The organism is Streptomyces sp. CRN 30, assembly GCF_034105845.1.
In genome coordinates this window covers 14,916-30,619 of the sequence record NZ_JAVRHI010000418.1, presented here as the reverse complement: position 1 = coordinate 30,619, position 15,704 = coordinate 14,916, and the positions used below count along the sequence as shown (strand labels likewise).

At 74.1% G+C, this 15,704-nt stretch carries 13 protein-coding genes; 11 read left to right on the top strand and 2 right to left on the bottom strand.

Translation table 11 applies throughout. The annotated features are described in order from the left end of the window. On the top strand, nt 1-1,503 hold a 1,503-nt coding region (locus UW392_RS46185), incomplete at its 5' end, for an FG-GAP and VCBS repeat-containing protein (protein WP_320781339.1). Between the two features lie 16 nt (nt 1,504-1,519). Here UW392_RS46185 and UW392_RS46180 read toward each other — a convergent pair. Beyond that, nucleotides 1,520-1,972 (bottom strand): NUDIX hydrolase, encoded by a 453-nt coding sequence (locus tag UW392_RS46180; protein ID WP_320781338.1) that lies wholly within the window; start codon nt 1,970-1,972, stop codon nt 1,520-1,522. 178 nt (nt 1,973-2,150) lie between these two features. Between UW392_RS46180 and UW392_RS46175 the strand changes: the two genes are divergently transcribed. The 9 genes from UW392_RS46175 to UW392_RS46135 all read left to right on the top strand — a co-directional run bounded on the left by UW392_RS46175 (nt 2,151) and on the right by UW392_RS46135 (nt 13,580). Continuing rightward, complete coding sequence (locus UW392_RS46175) at nt 2,151-3,119, top strand: EamA family transporter (RefSeq protein ID WP_320781337.1); 969 nt, start codon at nt 2,151-2,153, stop codon at nt 3,117-3,119. A 221-nt stretch (nt 3,120-3,340) separates the two neighbouring features. Then, nucleotides 3,341-4,138 (top strand): TIGR03084 family metal-binding protein, encoded by a 798-nt coding sequence (locus UW392_RS46170; protein WP_320781336.1) that lies wholly within the window; start codon nt 3,341-3,343, stop codon nt 4,136-4,138. Continuing rightward, complete coding sequence (locus tag UW392_RS46165) at nt 4,135-5,805, top strand: acyclic terpene utilization AtuA family protein (protein WP_320781335.1); 1,671 nt, start codon at nt 4,135-4,137, stop codon at nt 5,803-5,805. The genes UW392_RS46170 and UW392_RS46165 overlap by 4 nt, the downstream gene beginning before the upstream one ends. A gap of 111 nt (nt 5,806-5,916) precedes the next feature. After that, nucleotides 5,917-7,524, top strand: coding sequence for an acyl-CoA carboxylase subunit beta (locus tag UW392_RS46160; protein WP_320781334.1), 1,608 nt, complete (start codon nt 5,917-5,919; stop codon nt 7,522-7,524). A gap of 10 nt (nt 7,525-7,534) precedes the next feature. Continuing rightward, nucleotides 7,535-9,379, top strand: coding sequence for an acetyl/propionyl/methylcrotonyl-CoA carboxylase subunit alpha (locus UW392_RS46155; RefSeq protein ID WP_320781333.1), 1,845 nt, complete (start codon nt 7,535-7,537; stop codon nt 9,377-9,379). A 42-nt stretch (nt 9,380-9,421) separates the two neighbouring features. Further along, nucleotides 9,422-10,582 carry an acyl-CoA dehydrogenase family protein gene (locus UW392_RS46150; protein ID WP_320781332.1) on the top strand — a complete coding sequence of 387 codons (1,161 nt, stop codon included), beginning with the start codon at nt 9,422-9,424 and terminating at the stop codon, nt 10,580-10,582. A 54-nt stretch (nt 10,583-10,636) separates the two neighbouring features. Continuing rightward, nucleotides 10,637-12,205: a 4-coumarate--CoA ligase family protein gene (locus UW392_RS46145; RefSeq protein WP_320781331.1), complete on the top strand. Its 1,569-nt coding sequence runs from the start codon at nt 10,637-10,639 to the stop codon at nt 12,203-12,205. Then, a complete protein-coding gene (locus UW392_RS46140; protein WP_320781330.1) occupies nt 12,202-12,945 on the top strand; it encodes an enoyl-CoA hydratase family protein in 744 nt (247 codons plus the stop codon). The genes UW392_RS46145 and UW392_RS46140 overlap by 4 nt, the downstream gene beginning before the upstream one ends. After that, on the top strand, nt 12,933-13,580 hold the full coding sequence (locus UW392_RS46135; protein WP_320781329.1) for a TetR/AcrR family transcriptional regulator: 648 nt from the start codon (nt 12,933-12,935) through the stop codon (nt 13,578-13,580). The genes UW392_RS46140 and UW392_RS46135 overlap by 13 nt, the downstream gene beginning before the upstream one ends. Nucleotides 13,581-13,599: 19 nt before the next feature. Here the strand turns inward: UW392_RS46135 and pdxH are convergent, their stop codons facing one another. Further along, the gene (pdxH, locus tag UW392_RS46130) at nt 13,600-14,286 is read right to left on the bottom strand and encodes a pyridoxamine 5'-phosphate oxidase (protein WP_320781328.1); all 687 of its coding nucleotides are present in this window, start codon (nt 14,284-14,286) and stop codon (nt 13,600-13,602) included. A 232-nt stretch (nt 14,287-14,518) separates the two neighbouring features. Here pdxH and UW392_RS46125 point away from each other — a divergent pair, with 232 nt between their 5' ends. Next, the gene (locus UW392_RS46125) at nt 14,519-15,613 is read left to right on the top strand and encodes a citrate synthase 2 (RefSeq protein ID WP_320781327.1); all 1,095 of its coding nucleotides are present in this window, start codon (nt 14,519-14,521) and stop codon (nt 15,611-15,613) included. Nucleotides 15,614-15,704: the final 91 nt, after the last annotated feature.

The window sequence follows — 15,704 nt, the reverse complement described above, 5'->3', positions numbered from 1 at the left end:
GGCGCCGCGACGGCGGCCGGTGCGGCCACGGCGGCCGGTGCGGCCACGGCGACCGGTGCCGCCACCACGGCCACCACGGCCGGCACGGCCACCACGGCCACCACGGCCGGAACGTCTTCGGCCGGTACCGGTGACACCCCGGCCGGTACCGCCCCCGCCGCCGACTTCGACGGTGACGGGCATCCCGATCTGGCCTTCGGATCGCTGGGCTCCGTCGAGAACGGGAGCGGCGGCGGCAGCATCGCCGTGGCGTACGGATCGGGTGACGGGACCGGCGTCGCCCGCTGCCAGTACCTGACGCAGAACGACGCAGGGATTCCCGGCAAGGGCCGCGACGAGGCGTTCTTCGGCACGAGCGTGGTCGCCCGCGACCTCGACGGGGACGGGTACACCGACCTCGCCACCCTCGTCTTCGACTGGAAGCCGAGCATCGTCGTCATGTGGGGCTCCCCGGAGGGCCTGAAGAGTGCCGTCCGGGTACCGGACACCGACGGCACCCACGTCCCCTGGATGAGCGAACCCATCCTGGAGGAGCGGCTCGTCGCCGGGGACTTCGACGGGGACGGACACGCCGACCTGGTCTTCGGCCCCGGCTCCGACAAGGGCCTGCTCAAGGGCCCCTTCGGCCGCGACGGCGCACCCGCGTCCACGGCCCCCGTGCCCGCCCCGAGCCGCCCCGGCGAGGACATCGCGGCCGCCGGGTACCGTGACCTCGTCGCCGGGGACCTCGACGGCGACGGCGCGGACGACCTGCTGGTCTTCACCAACCACCACAAGCGCCCCGACGACCCGTGGGCCGAACAGCGCTGGCCGGTCAGCTACCTCAAGGGCGGCCGGGACGGCTTCACCGAGCCCGACGGCGTCGAGCTGCCCGACGCGGCGACGGGAGCCGTCGGTGACGTGGACGGCGACGGCATCGCCGACCTCGTCCTCAGCCCCCGGGGCGGCGACGTCAGCCGCAGCGCGGTGACGGTCGTCCACGGCTCCGAGGCCGGACCGGGAAAGGGCAGGCGGACGGCGACCGTCGACCGTGACACCCCCGGCGTCCCCGGCGCGGAACCGCAGGACGAGAACGCCTCCCTCACCTCCCTGGCCACCGGGGACTTCGACGGCGACGGCTGTGCGGACGTGGTGGCCGGCTCGGTCCACGGCAAGCTGAACGCGGACGACGAGACGGGCCCGGAGCAGGTGCTGCTCCTGCGCGGGGCGCCGGACGGCCTGACCGGCGAGGGCGCGCGCACCCTGGACGCGGGCGACCTCGGCGGAGACGCGAAGGCGGAGGACGGCTTCAGCCTCGAATCGCGCCTCGTCGACCTGGACGGCGACGGCCGGGCCGAACTCGTGGTGGCCGCGCCGGGGGACGACGACATCGCCGGCACCGCGTGGCTGCTGCCCGGCACGGCCGACGGCCCGTCCGCCGACGGCGTCACCCGGCTCCACGGCGACAGCTTCGGGCCCGACGGCGGGACCGACCTCTACCTGGGCGGCGGCGGGGTCGCCTAGGACGGGCCCGCCGGCCTCAGGGCACGGTCTCACCCCGTACGAGGGGACGGCAGACCGGCTGGATGTCCTCGGGCAGCTCGTCCGGCCGGCACCAGCGGGCCTCCAGGATCTCCAGCGGGTCGATCCGCAGCTCGCCGCCGAGCAGCCGGGCCTCGTAGGCGACTTCCAGCCGGGTGCGGAACCCGCTGTTCAGCATGGTCAGCCGGCCCGCCTCCACGTCGAGGCCGGTCTCCTCCTTGACCTCGCGCACCACTGTCTGCCGGAAGTCCTCCCGTGCGTGCGCGAAGCCGCTCGGCAGGCCCCACTGCCGGCCGGGCGGCCACATCCGGTGCCGGAGGAGCAGCACCCGGCCCTCGTCGTCGCGTACGACACCGGTCACGCCGACCACGAATTTCGGGTTCACGCACCACATCAGGCGGCTCTGCACAGGGCGCAGCGCGCGCCAGAGTCGGGCGAGCAGTCGTCGCACGGGGCCTCCGGGAGGGAGTGGGGAGTGAGTGGGTACGCGGATCGTAGTTCGTTGACACCGGCCTACCCCGACCCGGACAGTTGCGTGACGGGGGAACGCGACTGGCGTAGTCCAGTACCATGGACTGGCTAGTTTACTGTGATGTACGCCTCCCTCGGCCCGCCTCCCCGGAGTTCCCGTGACCACCCCCAGCGCCCAGCCCGGTACTTCGGCCCCGGCCGCCCCCGCGACCGGCGGGACGGCGGCGTCCGCACCCGGCGGTGGCCGGGGCGGTTCGCTCGGCCCGGTCGGCCTCGTCCTCGCGGGCGGGCTGTCGGTGCAGTTCGGCGGCGCGCTCGCGGTGACCCTGATGCCACGGGCCGGCGCGCTCGGCATCGTCACCCTGCGGCTGGCCGTGGCCGCCCTGGTGCTGCTCGTGGTCTGCCGGCCCCGGCTGCGCGGCCACTCCCGCACCGACTGGGGCACGGTGATCGTCTTCGGCGTCACCATGGCCGCCATGAACGGCCTCTTCTACCAGGCCGTCGCCCGCATGCCGATCGGCCTCGCGGTCACCCTGGAGGTGCTCGGCCCGCTGGCCCTGTCCGTCCTGACCTCGCGCAGGCTGGTCAACCTGGTCTGGGCCGGGCTCGCGCTCGCCGGTGTCTTCCTCCTCGGCGGCGGCGACTTCGGCGGCCTCGACCCGGCCGGTACGGCGTTCGCGCTGGCGGCGGGCGTCATGTGGGCGGCGTACATCGTCTTCAGCGCGCGGACGGGCCGACGGTTCCCGCAGGCCGACGGGCTGGCGCTGGCGATGGCGGTCGGCGCGGTGCTCTTCCTCCCGCTGGGTGTCGCGGAGTCCGGCACCAAGCTCCTCGACCCGGTGACGCTGGGTCTCGGCGCGGCCGTGGCGGTGCTCTCCTCCGTCATGCCCTACACCCTCGAACTGCTCGCGCTGCGCCGCCTGCCCGCGTCCACCTTCGCCGTCCTGATGAGCCTGGAGCCGGCGATCGCCGCCCTGGCCGGCTTCCTCGTCCTCGACCAGGCCCTGACCACCCCGCAGGCGGCGGCGATCGCCCTGGTCGTCGCGGCGAGCATGGGCGCGGTGCGCACCCAGGTGGGCCGCCGCAAGGCCCCTCTCCCGGGCCCGGACGCGGCGACGGGCCAGTAGACCCGTACCTGCGCGCCCGAAAGGGCACGGGAACCGCGCGCCCCGAAAGGGGCGCGGGGAACTGCGCGCCCAGCCCCGACGCGCCCGCGGACGAGAACCGACCGCCTCACTTCCACAGACCGGCCGTCAATTCATGCAAGCACGCTTGCTTGTTTTCCGTGCCGCTGCCATGCTCCTCCCCGCACCACCCCGCACACCGCCGTGTCCGAGGGGAGCCCTCCGTGTCCGACCCGACGCCCGTCATCGACGACCTGCGCGAGGAGAGCGAGGCGCTGGACGCCCTCGTCGCCGGGCTGTCCCCCGGACAGTGGGCCCTCGCCACCCCCGCCCCGGGCTGGAGCATCGCCCACCAACTCGCCCACCTGGCCTGGACCGACCGGGGCGCGCTGGTCGCCGTCACGGACGCGGACGGCTTCCGCGCCCTGGTGGACAGGGCCGTCGCGGCGCCCGGCACGTTCGTCGACGAGGGCGCGCGGGAGGGCGCCGCGCTGCCGCCCGCCGAGCTGCTCGCGTCCTGGCGGCAGACGCGTACCGCCCTCGACAAGGCACTGCGCGAGGCACCGCCCGGCGCCCGCTTCCCCTGGTACGGGCCGCCGATGTCCGCCGCCTCGATGGCCACCGCGCGGCTCATGGAGACCTGGGCGCACGGCCTGGACATCGCCGACGCCCTCGGTGTGGTCCGCCCGCACACGGCCCGGCTGCGGCACGTGGCCCGCATCGGGGTGCGCGCCCGGGACTACGCCTTCGTGGCACACGGCCTCACCCCGCCCACGGCCCCCTTCCGCGTCGAACTGACCACCCCCGACGGCCTCGACGTGTGGAAGTACGGTCCCGAGGACGCCGACCAGCGCGTCACCGGGGCGGCGGTCGACTTCTGTCTGCTGGCCACCCAGCGCGTCCACCGCGCCGACACGGCCCTGTGCGCCGTGGGCGCGGACGCCGACCGCTGGCTGGACATCGCCCAGGCGTTCGCCGGACCGCCCGGACCGGGCCGCGCGCCGAAGGGGGAGCGCCGGTGACCGTCCTGCGGATCGGCAACGCCTCCGGCTTCTACGGCGACCGTTTCGACGCGATGCGCGAGATGCTCACCGACGGCCCGCTCGACGTCCTCACCGGCGACTACCTCGCCGAGCTGACCATGCTCATCCTCGGCCGGGACCGGCTGAAGGACCCCGGCGCCGGGTACGCCCGTACCTTCCTGCGGCAGCTGGAGGAGTGCCTCGGACTCGCCCACGACCGGGGTGTGCGCATCGTCACCAACGCGGGCGGGCTGAACCCGGCCGGGCTCGCCGACGCGGTCCGCGCGCTGGCCGGGCGGCTCGGCATCCCCGTACGGGTCGCGCACGTCGAGGGCGACGACCTCACCGCGAGCCACCCCGGGGCGCTGGCCGCCCACGCCTACCTCGGCGGCTTCGGCATCGCGGAGTGCCTGCGGGCCGGGGCGGACGTCGTGGTCACCGGGCGGGTCACCGACGCGGCCCTGGTCACCGGGCCCGCCGCCGCGCACTTCGGCTGGGGGCCGACCGAGTACGACCGGCTCGCCGGCGCCGTCGTCGCCGGGCACGTGCTGGAGTGCGGTGCGCAGGCCACCGGCGGCAACTACGCGTTCTTCGCCGGACATGACGTACGGCACCCCGGCTTCCCGCTCGCCGAGCTCCACGCCGACGGCTCCAGCGTGATCACCAAGCACGACGGCACCGGCGGTCTCGTCGACCTCGGCACGGTCACCGCCCAGCTGCTGTACGAGACGCGCGGCGCCCGGTACGCCGGGCCGGACGTCACCGCGCGCCTCGACACGGTGACCCTCACGCGGGACGGACCGGACCGCGTCCGGATCGACGGCGTGCGCGGCGAGGCCCCGCCGCCCGCCCTCAAGGTCGGCCGCAACCGCCTCGGCGGCTTCCGCAACGAGGTCGTCTACGTGCTGACCGGCCTCGACATCGAGGCCAAGGCGGAGCTGGTGCGGGCGCAGATGCACCCCGCGCTGGCCAAGATCTCCGACGTCCGCTGGGAACTCGTCCGCACCGACCGGCCCGACGCCCCGACCCAGGAGACGGCCAGCGCCCTGCTGCGGCTCGTCGTCCGGGACGCCGACCAGCAGGCGGTGGGGCGGGCGTTCAGCGGGGCGGCCGTCGAACTGGCCCTCGCCGGCTACCCCGGCTTCCACATCACGGCCCCACCCGGCAAGGGCGCCCCCTACGGGGTCTTCGAGGCCGCGTACGTCCCCCAGGACACCGTCGCCCACGTCGCCGTGGTCCCGGACGGCCGCCGCGTGCCGGTGCCCGCGCCCCGGGACACCGCCGCGCTGACGGACGTACCACCGCCGCCGCTGCCCGCGCCGCTGCCGCCCGGACCGGTGCGCCGGGCCCCGCTCGGCCTGATCGCGGGGGCCCGCAGCGGCGACAAGGGCGGGGACGCCAACGTCGGCGTGTGGGCGCGGGACGCGGACGCCTGGCGGTGGCTGGCGCACGAACTGACCGCCGGACGGTTCCGGGAACTGCTCCCCGAGACCCGCGACCTGCCCGTCACCCGGCACGTGCTGCCGAACCTGCGCGCCCTGAACTTCGTCGTCGAGGGAATCCTCGGCGAGGGCGTCGCCGCACAGGCCCGTTTCGACCCGCAGGCGAAGGCCCTGGGCGAATGGCTGCGCGCCCGCCACGTCGACATCCCGGAGCGCCTCCTGTGACTCCCGCCCGCCACGCCGACATCCCGGAGCGCTCGCTGTGACCCCGCTCCCCCTCGACGCCCTCGACGCCCTCGAAGCACTCGACGCCCTCGATGTACCGGAGGTCCGCCCGTGACCGTCCTGTCCTCCGCCGTGGACCCGGCCGACCCCGGTCACCGCGCCCATCGCGAGGCCATGCTGGCCAAGCTCGCCGCGCTGGACGCCGAGCACGCCAAGGCCCTCGCGGGCGGCGGCGAGAAGTACGTCGCGCGGCACCGGGGGCGCGGCAAGCTCCTCGCCCGCGAACGCGTCGAACTCCTCCTCGATCCCGACACGCCCTTCCTGGAGCTGTCCCCGCTGGCCGCCTGGGGCAGCGAGAACCCCGCGTACACCGTGGGCGCCTCGCTCGTCACCGGCATCGGCACCGTCGAGGGCGTCGAGTGCCTGATCACCGCCAACGACCCGACCGTGCGCGGCGGCGCCTCCAACCCCTGGTCGCTGAAGAAGGCTCTGCGGGCCGACGAGATCGCGCTCGCCAACCGGCTGCCCAGCATCAGCCTGGTGGAGTCCGGCGGCGCCGACCTCCCCTCCCAGAAGGAGATCTTCATCCCGGGCGGCGCGATCTTCCGCGACCTCACCCGGCTCTCCGCCGCAGCCATCCCCACCGTGGCCGTCGTCTTCGGCAACTCCACCGCCGGCGGCGCGTACATCCCCGGCATGTCCGACCACGTGATCATGGTCAAGGAGCGGGCGAAGGTGTTCCTCGGCGGGCCGCCGCTGGTGAAGATGGCCACCGGCGAGGAGAGCGACGACGAGTCCCTCGGCGGCGCCGAGATGCACGCGCGCGTGTCGGGCCTCGCCGACCACTTCGCCGTGGACGAGCCGGACGCGCTGCGCCAGGCCCGCCGGGTCGTCGCCCGCCTCAACCACCGCAAGGCGTACGCCGACCCCCCGGCCGGCGAGCCGCCGAAGTACGACCCGGAGGAACTCCTCGGCATCGTCCCCGACGACCTCAAGACCCCCTTCGACCCGCGCGAGGTCATCGCCCGGATCGTCGACGCCTCCGACTTCGACGAGTTCAAACCGCTCTACGGGACCAGCCTCACCACCGGCTGGGCGGCGCTCCACGGATATCCGGTGGGGGTGCTGGCCAACGCCCGGGGCGTCCTGTTCAGCGAGGAGTCGCAGAAGGCCGCCCAGTTCATCCAGCTCGCCAACCAGCGCGACATCCCCCTCCTCTTCCTCCACAACACCACCGGCTACATGGTCGGCAAGGAGTACGAGCAGGGCGGCATCATCAAACACGGCGCCATGATGATCAACGCGGTCTCCAACTCCCGCGTACCGCACCTCTCCGTGCTCATGGGCGCGTCCTACGGCGCCGGCCACTACGGCATGTGCGGCCGCGCCTACGACCCCCGCTTCCTCTTCGCCTGGCCCAGCGCCAAGTCCGCCGTCATGGGTCCGCAGCAGCTCGCCGGGGTCCTCTCCATCGTCGCCCGCCAGTCCGCCGCCGCGAAGGGCCTGCCGTACGACGACGAGGGCGACGCGGCGCTGCGCGCCATGGTGGAGCAGCAGATCGAGTCCGAGTCGCTCCCGATGTTCCTGTCCGGGCGGCTGTACGACGACGGCGTCATCGACCCGCGCGACACCCGCACCGTCCTCGGCCTGTGCCTGTCCGCGATCCACACCGCCCCCTACGAGGGCGCGCGGGGCGGATTCGGCGTCTTCCGGATGTGAGGGAAACCCCGTGATCACCTCTGTACTGGTCGCCAACCGCGGCGAGATCGCCTGCCGCGTCTTCCGCACCTGCGCCGGACTCGGCATCCGCACGGTCGCCGTCTTCTCCGACGCCGACGAGCACGCGCTCCACGCGCGCGTGGCCGACACGGCGGTACGGCTGCCGGGGTCGACCCCCGCCGAGACGTACCTGCGCGGCGAGGCGATCGTGAAGGCCGCCCTGGCGGCCGGTGCCGACGCCGTCCATCCCGGCTACGGCTTCCTCTCCGAGAACGCGGCCTTCGCGCGGGCCGTCACCGACGCGGGCCTGACCTGGATCGGCCCGCCGCCGGAGGCGATCGAGGCGATGGCGTCCAAGACCCGCGCCAAGGAACTGATGGGCGTCGAGCCGCTGAAGGACGTCACCGAGGCCGACCTGCCGGTGCTGGTCAAGGCGGCGGCGGGCGGCGGCGGACGCGGCATGCGGATCGTGCGCCGCCTCGCCGACCTCGACACCGAACGGGACGCCGCCCGCGCGGAGGCGGCGAGCGCCTTCGGCGACGGCGAGGTCTTCGTCGAGCCCTACCTCGAACACGGCCGCCACGTCGAGGTGCAGATCCTCGCCGACACCCACGGCACGGTGTGGACGCTCGGCACCCGCGACTGCTCCCTCCAGCGCCGCCACCAGAAGGTCATCGAGGAGGCCCCGGCCCCCGGCCTGAGCGAGTCCCTGACCGCCGGACTGCACTCCCTCGCGGTACGGGCGGCCCGCGCCGTCGACTACGTCGGCGCGGGCACCGTCGAGTTCCTGGTGACGGGCGACCGCGCCCACTTCCTGGAGATGAACACCCGCCTCCAGGTCGAACACCCCGTCACCGAGGCCGTCTTCGGCATCGACCTCGTCGCCCTCCAGATCGGCGTGGCGGAGGGCACGGCCCTCGATCCCGCACCGCCACGCGCGCGTGGCCACGCCGTCGAGGCGCGCCTCTACGCCGAGGACCCGGCGAACGGCTGGGCCCCGCAGACCGGCCGCCTGCACCGCGTCGCCGTCCCGGACGTACGCCTGGACACCGGTTACACGGACGGCGACACCATCGGCGTGCACTACGACCCGCTGATCGCCAAGGCCGTCGCCCACGCCCCCACGCGCGCGGAGGCGCTCAGGAAGCTCGCCGGTGCCCTGGACCGCGCCACGCTCCACGGCCCGCCCACCAACCGCGACCTCCTCGTCCGCTCCCTGCGCCACGAGGAGTTCGCGTCGGCCCGCATGGACACGGCCTTCTACGACCGCCACCTGGCCGCCCTGACGGCCCCGGCCCCCGATCCGTACGCCCCGCTCGCCGCCGCCCTCGCCGACGCCGCCGCCCGCTCCCGCTTCGGCGGAGCCTGGCGCAACCTGCCCTCACAGGACCAGGTGAAGCGGTACGCGGTGGCGGGGGAGGAGACGGAGGTCCGGTACCGCTTCACGCGCGGTGGTGCGGAGGCGGACGGAGTCCGGATCGTGCACACGGCACCCGACCTGGTCGTCCTGGAGACGGACGGCATCCGCCACCGCTACGACATCACCCGCTACGGCACCGACATCCACGTCAACGCCACCCGCCTCACCGCCCTCCCCCGCTTCCCCGACCCGACGGCCACCCACGCCCCCGGCTCCCTTCTGGCCCCCATGCCCGGCACGGTCGTCCGCGTGGCAGCGGGTCTGCGGGAGGGCGCGCAGGTGGAGGCGGGCCAGCCCCTCCTCTGGCTGGAGGCGATGAAGATGGAACACAGGATCACCGCCCCGGTGACCGGCCGACTCACGGCCCTGCACGCCACCCCGGGCCAACAGGTGACGGTCGGCTCCCTATTGGCAGTAGTGGAAGCGCCCCGATAGGGGCGCGGGGAACGGCGCGAGCAACCACGTCAAAGGAGCCACATGACACTCACCGAAACCCAAGAACACAACTCCCTCCGCGACGCAGTCGCCACCCTGGGCGCACGCCACGGCCGCGACCACGACCGCGCAGCCCTATGGGCGGAGGCCGGAAAACTCGGCTACCTCGGAGTCAACCTCCCCACCGCCTACGGCGGCGGGGGCGGCGGCATCACAGAACTCTCCATCGTCCTGGAGGAACTCGGCGCCGCCGGCTGCCCCCTCCTCATGCTGGTCGTCTCCCCGGCGATCTGCGGCACGGTGATCGCCCGCTTCGGCACGGAGGCCCAGAAACAGGAGTGGCTCCCCGGTATAGCCGACGGCACCCGCACGATGGCCTTCGGCATCACCGAGCCCGACGCCGGCTCCAACAGCCACCGCATCACCACCACCGCGCGCAAGGACGGCGGGGACTGGGTCCTCACCGGCCGCAAGGTCTTCATCTCCGGCGTGGACATAGCCGACGCCACGCTGATCGTCGGCCGCACGGAGGACGCCCGTACCGGCAAGCTCAAGCCCTGCCTGTTCATCGTCCCCCGGGACACCCCCGGCTTCGGGCGCCGCCTGATCGACATGGAGCTGCACGCGGCGGAGAAGCAGTTCGAGCTGACACTGGACGACGTACGGCTTCCCGCCGACGCGCTTGTGGGTGGGGGCCCCTCCCACGCTTTCGGCAGTGGGGGAGAGGACGCCGGTCTCCTCCAGCTCTTCGCGGGGCTCAACCCCGAGCGGATCATGACCGCCGCGTTCGGTATCGGGATGGGCCGCCACGCCCTCGCCAAGGCCGTCGCGTACGCGCGCGACCGCACCGTCTGGAAGACCCCCATCGGCGCCCACCAGGCCATCGCCCACCCCCTGGCGCAGGCGCACATCGACCTCGAACTGGCCCGGCTGATGATGCGGAAGGCCGCGCACCTCTACGACGCGGGCGACGACGTCGGCGCGGGCGAGGCCGCCAACATGGCGAAGTACGCGGCCGGCGAGGCGTGCGTGAAGGCCGTCGACCAGGCCGTGCACACCCTCGGCGGCAACGGCCTGACCCGCGAGTTCGGTCTCGCCTCGCTCGTCACCGCCTCCCGCGTGGCCCGGATCGCCCCGGTGAGCCGGGAGATGATCCTCAACTACGTCTCCCACCAGACCCTCGGACTGCCCAAGTCGTACTAGCCACGCCGTATCAGCCACGTCGTACCAGCCGCCCCGGACGGACCTGGAGGTTCGATGTTCCGCAGCGAGTACGCCGACGTCCCGCCCGTCGAACTGCCCATCCACGAGGCCGTCCTCGGCCGGGCCGCCGAGTTCGGCGACACGCCCGCGCTGATCGACGGCACCGACGGCACCACCCTGACCTACACGCAGGTGGACCGCTTCCACCGGCGGGTCGCCGCCGGTCTCGCGGAGGCGGGGGTCCGCAAGGGCGACGTCGTCGCCCTGCACAGCCCCAACACGGTCGCCTTCCCGCTCGCCTTCTACGCCGCCACGCGCGCGGGGGCGTCGGTCACCACGGTCCATCCGCTCGCCACCGCCGAGGAGTTCGCGGGGCAGCTCTCGGACAGCGCGGCCCGCTGGATCGTCACCGTCTCCCCGCTCCTGGAGACGGCCCGCAGAGCGGCCGAACTCGCGGGCGGCGTCGCCGAGATCCTCGTCTGCGACAGCGCGCCCGGCCACCGATCGCTCGTCGACATGCTGGGCTCCACCGCCCCCGAGCCGGCCGTCGCCATCGACCCCGCCGAGGACGTCGCCGCACTGCCGTACTCCTCGGGGACGACCGGCACGCCCAAGGGCGTCATGCTCACCCACCGCCAGATCGCCACCAACCTCGCCCAGCTGTACTCCGCGATGCCGGCCGCCCCCGGCGACCGCGTCCTCGCCGTGCTGCCCTTCTTCCACATCTACGGGCTCACCGCACTGATGAACGCCCCGCTGCGGCTCGGCGCCACGGTCGTCGTCCTGCCCCGCTTCGACCTGGAGCAGTTCCTCGCCGCGATCCAGACCCACCGCATCACCGATCTCTACGTGGCCCCGCCGATCGTCCTCGCCCTCGCCAAGCACCCGCTGGTCGCCTCGTACGACCTGTCGTCGCTGCGGCACGTGATCAGCGCCGCCGCCCCGCTGGACGCCCGGCTCGCGGCGGCCTGCTCCCGGCGGCTCGGCCTGCCGCCCGTCGGCCAGGCGTACGGCATGACGGAACTCTCCCCGGGCACGCACGTCGTCCCCCGGGACGCGATGGCCGACGCGCCGCCCGGCACCGTCGGCAGGCTCATCGCCTCCACCGAGATGCGGATCGTCTCCCTCGACGACCCCGGCAAGGACCTCCCGGCCGGCGAGTCCGGGGAGATCCTCATCCGCGGCCCGCAGGTGATGAAGGGCTACCTGGGGCGGCCCGACGCCACCGCCGAGATGATCGACGCGGACGGCTGGCTGCACACCGGGGACGTGGGCCACGTGGACGGCGACGGCTGGCTCTTCGTCGTCGACCGGGTCAAGGAACTCATCAAGTACAAGGGCTTCCAGGTGGCCCCCGCCGAACTGGAGGCGCTGCTCCTCACCCACCCCGGCATCACCGACGCGGCCGTCGTCGGCGAGTACGACGAGAACGGCAACGAGGTCCCGCACGCCCACATCGTCCGCCACCCGGAGGCGGGAGACCTCTCCGAGAGCGAGGTCATGATGTACGTCGCCGAGCGCGTCGCCCCCTACAAACGGGTCCGCCGGGTCAGCTTCATCGTCGGCGTGCCCCGCGCCGCCTCCGGCAAGATCCTGCGCAGGCAGCTCCGGGAGCGGACATGACCACGGTGCGCGTCACCCGGGACCGGGGCGTCGCCACACTGACCCTCGACTCCCCGGCCAACCGCAACGCCCTCTCCGCCGCCCTCGTGCGCGACCTCGCCGAGACCCTCGCGGAGAGCGGCGCCGACCCCGCCGTACGCGCCGTCGTCCTCACCCACGCCGGAACCGTGTTCAGCGCCGGGGCGGACCTGCGGCAGCCGCCCGATCCGGCGGCGTTCGTCGCGCTGCTGCGGCAGGTGGTGGAGATGCCGAAGCCCGTGGTGGCGCGGGTGACCGGACATGTGCGGGCCGGGGGGCTGGGGCTGGTCGGCGCGTGCGACGTCGCGGTGGCGGGCCCGGACGCCTCCTTCGCCTTCACGGAGGTACGGATCGGGGTGGCGCCCGCGGTGATCTCCATGCCGCTGCTGCCCCGCCTCGACCCCCGCGCCGCCGCCCGCTACTGCCTCACCGGTGAGCGTTTCGACGCGGCCGAGGCCGTCCGGACGGGACTGCTGACCGCCGCCGTCGCCGCCACCGACGACATCGACCAGGCGCTGAGCCCCGTGCTCGACGGTCTGCGCAAGGCCGCCCCGCAGGCACTGGCGGAGACGAAACGGCTGCTCACGGCTATCGTGCTGGAGACCTTCGACCGGGACACCGACGCGCTGACGGCACTGTCGGCACGGCTGTTCGCCACCGCCGACGCCCGGGAGGGGATGACGGCCTTCCTCGAACGACGGGATCCCGCATGGGTGCTGTGACCGCGACCGGCGCCGACCGCGCCCCCAAGCAGGACCGCAGCCGGGCCACCCGGCAGCGGCTCCTCGCCGCGGCCGTGGCCTGCCTCGCCGAACGCGGCTGGGCGGGCTCCACGGTCTCCGTCGTCGCGGAGCGCGCCGGAGTCTCCCGGGGCGCGGCCCAGCACCACTTCCCCACCCGGGAGGACCTGTTCACCGCCGCCGTCGAGTACGTCGCCGAGGAACGCTCCCTGGCCCTGCGCGCGCTCTTCCGGGACACGCCCGACGTCCCCGACCGCTCCGACTCTCCCGGGGGCGCGGTGGCCGGTGACCGCCGCGCGGTGATCGCCGCCCTCGTCGACCTCTACACCGGCCCGCTCTTCCGCGCCGCGCTCCACCTGTGGGTCGCCGCCTCCGACGAGGAGCAGCTGCGCGGCCGGGTCACCGAGCTGGAGGCCCGCGTCGGCCGCGAGACCCACCGCATCGCCGTCGACCTGCTCGGCGCCGACGAGAGCCGCCCCGGCGTCCGCGAGACCGTCCAGGGCCTGCTGGACATGGCACGGGGCCTCGGCCTCGCCAACCTCCTCACCGACGACCGGGCCCGCCGGGAACGCGTCGTGGCCCAGTGGGCGGAACTGCTGGACGCGGCGCTGGACTGAACCCGCCCCGGACGCGCGGTCAGGGGCTCAGCCGCTCCACCCGCCAGCCGCCGTCGCCCCGCGCGACGTACCGCAGCCGGTCGTGCAGCCGGTTCTCCCGGCCCTGCCAGAACTCCACCGCGCTCGGCACCACCCGGAACCCGCCCCAGTGCGGCGGCACCGGCACCGGCTCGCCCTCCGGGTAGCGGGCGGCCAGCTCCGCCCAGGCGGCGTCCAGCTCCGCGCGGGAGCCCACCACCGAGGACTGGGCGCTGGCCCACGCCCCGAGCCGCGAACCGTGCGGCCGGGTCCGGAAGTACGCGGCCGTCTCGTCCCGCCCGGTGCGCGCGGCGGTGCCCGTGACGATCACCTGCCGGGCCATCGGGTGCCAGGGGAAGAGCAGCGACACGTGCGGGTTGACCGCCAGGTCACGGCCCTTGCGGGAGCCGTGGTTGGTGTAGAAGACGAAGCCGTCGGCGTCGAAGTGCTTCAGCAGCACCGTGCGGGAGCTGGGGCGGCCCTCGGCGTCGGCCGTCGAGACGACCATGGCGTTCGGTTCGAACAGGCCCGCCTCCGTCGCCGCCTGCTTGAACCAGCGGGCGAACTGCTCCACGGGCGTCGCGGCCAGCTCGCTCTCGCCGAGCCCCTCGGCCCGGTACTGCTTGCGCATCGAGGCCGGATCGAAGGACACGGAATCTCGGTCGGTCACCCGGCCATCCTGCCGCATGCCCCGGCCGTACGGAGACAGTTGGCACTCAGTGCCGCGAACGCTGTCCGGAGGCGGCACTCAGGGATATCGTGCTGGTGCCGGTCCGGCCGGATGACCCCCGGCCGGGCGGGGCATCACAGGGAGAAGACCGCACAGAACCGCGAGTCCAGGGACGAGGACCGCGGATTCCCGTACGGTCCGCCCCGCCGCACGCATTCCCCCCGCCGTACGCCAACCGAGGAGCCGCCGCATGTCCGACTTCGTACCCGGACTAGAGGGAGTCGTCGCGTTCGAGACGGAGATCGCCGAACCCGACAAGGAGGGCGGCGCGCTGCGCTACCGCGGCGTCGACATCGAGGACCTGGTCGGGCACGTCTCCTTCGGCAACGTGTGGGGGCTGCTCGTCGACGGCGCCTTCAACCCCGGGCTGCCGCCCGCCGAGCCGTTCCCGATCCCGGTGCACTCCGGGGACATCCGCGTCGACGTGCAGTCCGCGCTCGCCATGCTGGCGCCGGTCTGGGGTCTTCGGCCGCTCCTGGACATCGATGCCGGGCAGGCCCGCGAGGACCTCGCCCGCGCCGCCGTCATGGCGCTGTCCTACGTCGCCCAGTCCGCGCGCGGCCAGGGCCTGCCCATGGTTCCGCAGAGCGAGATCGACAAGGCGGCGTCGGTCGTCGAACGGTTCATGATCCGCTGGCGCGGCGAGCCCGACCCCAAGCACGTCGCCGCCGTGGACGCCTACTGGACCTCCGCCGCCGAGCACGGCATGAACGCCTCCACCTTCACCGCCCGCGTCATCGCCTCCACCGGCGCCGACGTCGCCGCGGCGCTCTCCGGGGCGGTCGGCGCCATGTCGGGGCCGCTGCACGGCGGCGCCCCCTCCCGGGTCCTCGGCATGATCGAGGAGATCGAGCGGACCGGCGACGCGGAGGCGTACGTACGGCAGGCCCTGGACCGGGGCGAGCGCCTGATGGGGTTCGGGCACCGCGTCTACCGTGCCGAGGACCCGCGCGCCCGCGTCCTGCGCCGCACCGCCCGGGAACTGGGCGCGCCGCGCTTCGAGGTCGCCGAGGCGCTGGAGAAGGCGGCCCTCGCGGAGCTGCACGCCCGCCGCCCGGACCGGGTGCTCGCCACCAACGTGGAGTTCTGGGCGGCCATCGTGCTGGACTTCGCGGAGGTACCGGCGCACATGTTCACGTCGATGTTCACCTGCGCGCGTACGGCCGGGTGGTCGGCGCACATCCTGGAGCAGAAGCGCACCGGCCGGCTGGTCCGCCCCTCGGCCCGCTACAAGGGGCCGGGCCCCCGCGACCCGCGCGAGGTGGAAGGCCACGAGACCCTCTAGGGGCCCTGACACGCAGACGACCCGCGAGTCCGGTTCCTCCGAGGAGGAGCCGGCCGGACGTGCCGGCGACTCGCGGGTCGGGTGACTGCTG

Bases quoted from the DNA above. Each gene is read 5' to 3' on its own strand.
- UW392_RS46150 (WP_320781332.1), top strand. From the start codon at position 9,422: ATGACACTCACCGAAACCCAAGAACACAACTCCCTCCGCGACGCAGTC.
- UW392_RS46145 (WP_320781331.1), top strand. From the start codon at position 10,637: ATGTTCCGCAGCGAGTACGCCGACGTCCCGCCCGTCGAACTGCCCATC.
- UW392_RS46140 (WP_320781330.1), top strand. From the start codon at position 12,202: ATGACCACGGTGCGCGTCACCCGGGACCGGGGCGTCGCCACACTGACC.
- UW392_RS46135 (WP_320781329.1), top strand. From the start codon at position 12,933: ATGGGTGCTGTGACCGCGACCGGCGCCGACCGCGCCCCCAAGCAGGAC.
- pdxH (WP_320781328.1), bottom strand. From the start codon at position 14,286: ATGCGGCAGGATGGCCGGGTGACCGACCGAGATTCCGTGTCCTTCGAT.
- UW392_RS46125 (WP_320781327.1), top strand. From the start codon at position 14,519: ATGTCCGACTTCGTACCCGGACTAGAGGGAGTCGTCGCGTTCGAGACG.